Here is a 3,872-nt window from a genome sequence, read left to right on the forward strand (position 1 = left end):
GGCAGCGCCGCTGCGGCTTCGCTGAAGCCCTTGGGCAAGGGCATCGGCACCGGCTTCACCTTGGTGAGGCGCTCGATGTCCTTGAGCAGGCCGCGCTCCTCGCCGCTGACAAAGGCAATCGCAATGCCGTCCGCGCCGTTGCGCGCGGTGCGGCCGATGCGGTGGACATATTGCTCGGGCACATTGGGCAGATCATAGTTGAACACATGGCTGACCCCGGTGATGTCGATGCCGCGCGCCGCGATGTCGGTGGCGATCAGCACCTTGATCTCGTTGTCCTTGAACGCCTTCAGCGCCGCCATGCGCTGCGACTGGCTCTTGTTGCCATGGATCGCGGCGGAGCGGATGCCGGCCCCTGCCAATGCGCGCACCACCTTGTCCGCGCCGTGCTTGGTGCGGGTGAAGACAAGCGTGCGTTCAGGGCGGATTTCCTGAATCTTGAGCGTAAGCAGCGCCTGCTTCTCGCTCTGGCTGACGAAGGTGACATACTGCTCGACGCGCTCTGCCGTGGTCGCCTGCGGGGCGACCTCGACCCGCACCGGGTTGTTCAGGAACCGCGCCCCCAGCTCGGCAATCGCCTTGGGCATGGTCGCAGAAAAGAACAGGCTCTGGCGGTTCTTGGGCAGCATCGATGCGATGCGCTTCAAGGGCACGATGAAGCCCAAGTCCATCATCTGGTCAGCCTCATCGAGCACGAAGATTTCGACATTCTCGAGCGTCAACGCGCGCTGTTCGATCAGATCAAGCAGACGGCCGGGCGTCGCCACCAGCACATCAGTGCCGGGCGCGAGCTTCTTTTTCTGCTGGAAGATCGGCATGCCGCCGAACACGCAATTGACCGAGAGATTGAGGAACCGCGCATATTCGCGGATGTTCTCGGCAATCTGGGCGGCGAGTTCGCGCGTCGGCGAGAGCACCAGCATGCGGCAGCCTTTATGGGTGCGGCCCTTGGTTTCCTTTGCCAGATGATGCAGCGAGGGCAGCGAGAACGCTGCGGTCTTGCCGGTGCCGGTTTGCGCGATGCCCAGAAGGTCACGACCCTGCATCAATGCGGGAATGGCGTCTTTCTGGATCGGGGTGGGGGTGTCATAGCCTTTGGAATCAAGCGCACGCAAGATCGGGTCGGCAAGGCCAAGTTCATGAAAATAAGACATTATTATACTCTATTACAGAGCAAGGCGCTGACCACACCCATATCGGGGCGGCGCGCGCATTGCGGGGTTTATAAAGCGCCAGACTGTCTGGAACTTCAAAAAAACGCCCCGCGTGAAATGGGATGTTTGGGATCAAGCAGCGGGGTTTCATGGCCCGGCCATCCGGATCGGCGTATGCTCTTGAAGAGAGGCCGATCGACGTTCACGCTGCCGGTTCTTGAGGGGGCACAGGATTGATTTCCAGTGCCAAGGCGCGCTGCTTGAAGGCGCATATGGCGGCGAACCAGCAATTAGGCAAGCAAATTCGCTGCAGCGCCGCCGATCAGCCGAGCAGCGGGACATCCGCCGGGCCGCCGACCAGCACAAAACGGCGGTCGCAATAGCCGCATTCGGCATAGCCCCGTTCATCGATCTGCAGCCATACGCGCGGGTGGCCAAGCGCAGCGCCACCGCGCACATCACTGGCACCATCGCAGGCAACGCGCGAGATGGGGGTGCGAATGGTTTCGGGCGGTTCGATCATGGGGTGGCGAGTATCAAAGTTGCAGCAGGCGCGCAATCGTCACGCGCACGTCCTCACGTTTCCCTTTGCGCTGCCTTTAGCTTGCCGCTAATTCGCTTGCCGTGAACACCGCCGCCATCTCCATCGACAATCTCCGCAAGATTTACGCAGGATCGGGCGGCACGCCGGACAAGCTGGCGCTTGACGGGGTCAGTTTCGATGTGCCGCGCGGGCAGATTTTCGGGCTGCTGGGGCCCAATGGCGCGGGCAAATCGACGCTGATCAACATCCTCTCGGGCATGGTGCGCAAGACATCGGGCTCGGCCTCGATCTGGGGTTTTGACATCGATGTCGATCCGCGCAACGCCAAGGCGTCCATCGGCATCGTGCCGCAGGAGATCGTGTTCGACCCGTTCTTCACCCCTGCCGAGGCGCTTGAACTGCAGGCGGGGCTGTTCGGGGTGCCCAGGGCCAAGCGCCGCACCGCCGAGCTGCTGCGTGCGGTGCGGCTTGAGGACAAGGCAGATGCCTATGCGCGGACACTTTCGGGCGGCATGAAGCGGCGGCTGCTGGTCGCCAAGGCGATGGTCCACGCGCCGCCGATCCTGGTGCTCGATGAGCCGACCGCAGGGGTCGATATCGAACTGCGCCAGCAATTGTGGGATTATGTGCGCGCGCTCAACCGCTCTGGGGTAACGGTGGTGCTGACCACGCACTATCTCGAAGAGGCCGAGCAACTGTGCGACCGCATCGCGATCATCAACCACGGGCGGCTGATCGCCAACAAGCCGACCGCCGAGCTGGTCGGCATGGCGCGCGAGAAGCTGATCGTGCTGACGCTCGACCAGGACATCGCCGCGCTGCCCGCCGACCCCGCGTTCGACAAGGTCAGCAAGATTACCGAGCGGATGGTCGAGATCAGCTACAACAAGGACCATCTCAACGCCGGCCAGGTGATGACCCGCGTGCGCGAGGCGGGCTATGGCATCGTCGACGTGTCAACGCGCGAGGCCGATCTGGAAGACGTGTTCCTGAACCTTACCAAAGCGGTGGCATGAGCCATGGCATTTGGCGTTCGATCCGCGCTTGTCTTGACCGCATTTTTGGCAGGTTGTTCGGACCAACCGGCAACACCTACCGCTGAACAAGGCGAGGTCGTTGCGGCACAAGAAGAACTGAGCATTGATCCTGACGCTACTGGTTTCGGAAAGGCCATCGTATTTCAGGGCGTTGGCAGTTGCTTTCCGGCCCCGGTTTTCAATGCCGAACTCAAGGCATTATTGTCGCGGTTCGATGAAGGCGCTGACATCGAACCACGTCGTCCTACTGCTCATTCCTCCTATTTGGGCAAAGCCGTCGCTGTCACCGAAGGATATCTGTTGTCGGTAACCGCGCCTGTTGAGGGCAAGTGGCTTGGTCTGCGGCTTGCGTCCATTCAACATTGGGCAGCGCCTGAGACTGACTATATCGGTTTCTCCCTCGGATTTTCTGCCACAAAAGCTGAGGTCATCAAGGCTGTTAACGGGATTGGTTTCGGTGTGTTAGCAACCGGAGATCTAATGATTGAGGGAGAAGTTGAATCATATATTCGTGTTTTGGAAGACACGAATGGAAAGGCATTCCTGCAATGCGGCAGTTGATTGACGATGGTGCATTGCTGGATATCCGGCTTGTGATGAGAGAAAGATGCTTTTTCTATGGCCGGTAATCACCACGACATCCTCATCATCGGGTCGGGCGCGGCGGGGTTGACGGCGGCGCTTAGCCTTGCGCGGCATTACCGGGTGCTGGTGCTGGCCAAGGGCGATATCTCGGGTGGTTCGACCGCCTGGGCGCAGGGCGGCATCGCGGCGGTGCTTGAGCCGGGCGATACCTTCTCCAACCATATCGAGGACACGATGGTCGCGGGCGCAGGGCTGAACAGCCGCGCGACCGTAGAATTCGTGGTCGAGAATGCGCCAGCGGCGATCCAGCATCTGGTTGACCTTGGCGTGCCGTTCAACCGGCAGGGCGGCGTTGGATTGGATGCCGATGACCTGCATCTGACCCGCGAGGGCGGGCACAGCCACCGGCGCATCGTGCATGTCGACGATGCCACCGGCTGGGCGGTGCAGCAGGCGCTTGAGCGCGCCGCGCACGCGAGCCCCAACATCACGATGCTGCCCGATATGGTGGCGATTGACCTGATCGCCGACCGCCACCGCGAGAGCCCGGCA

5 protein-coding genes are annotated in these 3,872 nt (G+C 61.4%); 3 read left to right on the top strand and 2 right to left on the bottom strand.

Annotated features, from left to right (window positions below; translation table 11 throughout):
* A partial coding sequence (locus ACEW8G_RS12755) for a DEAD/DEAH box helicase (protein WP_373488790.1) occupies positions 1 to 1,154 on the bottom strand: 1,154 nt, incomplete at its 3' end.
* A 322-nt stretch (positions 1,155 to 1,476) separates the two neighbouring features.
* Entirely contained in the window at positions 1,477 to 1,677 is a 201-nt protein-coding gene (locus ACEW8G_RS12760) for a zinc-finger domain-containing protein (RefSeq protein ID WP_373488791.1), read from the bottom strand.
* Between the two features lie 101 nt (positions 1,678 to 1,778).
* On the opposite strand from ACEW8G_RS12760, the gene ACEW8G_RS12765 reads away from it, so the two are divergent.
* The 3 genes from ACEW8G_RS12765 to ACEW8G_RS12775 form a co-directional block, all read left to right on the top strand.
* Complete coding sequence (locus tag ACEW8G_RS12765; RefSeq protein ID WP_373488792.1) at positions 1,779 to 2,714, top strand: ABC transporter ATP-binding protein; 936 nt, start codon at positions 1,779 to 1,781, stop codon at positions 2,712 to 2,714.
* A gap of 3 nt (positions 2,715 to 2,717) precedes the next feature.
* Positions 2,718 to 3,296, top strand: a complete 579-nt coding sequence (locus tag ACEW8G_RS12770) for a hypothetical protein (protein WP_373488793.1) — start codon at positions 2,718 to 2,720, stop codon at positions 3,294 to 3,296.
* Between the two features lie 57 nt (positions 3,297 to 3,353).
* Positions 3,354 to 3,872, top strand: a 519-nt coding sequence (locus ACEW8G_RS12775) for an FAD-dependent oxidoreductase (RefSeq protein WP_373488794.1), incomplete at its 3' end; no start/stop codon positions are given.

This window comes from Blastomonas sp., assembly GCF_041747255.1.
Classification (GTDB): Bacteria; Pseudomonadota; Alphaproteobacteria; order Sphingomonadales; family Sphingomonadaceae; genus Blastomonas.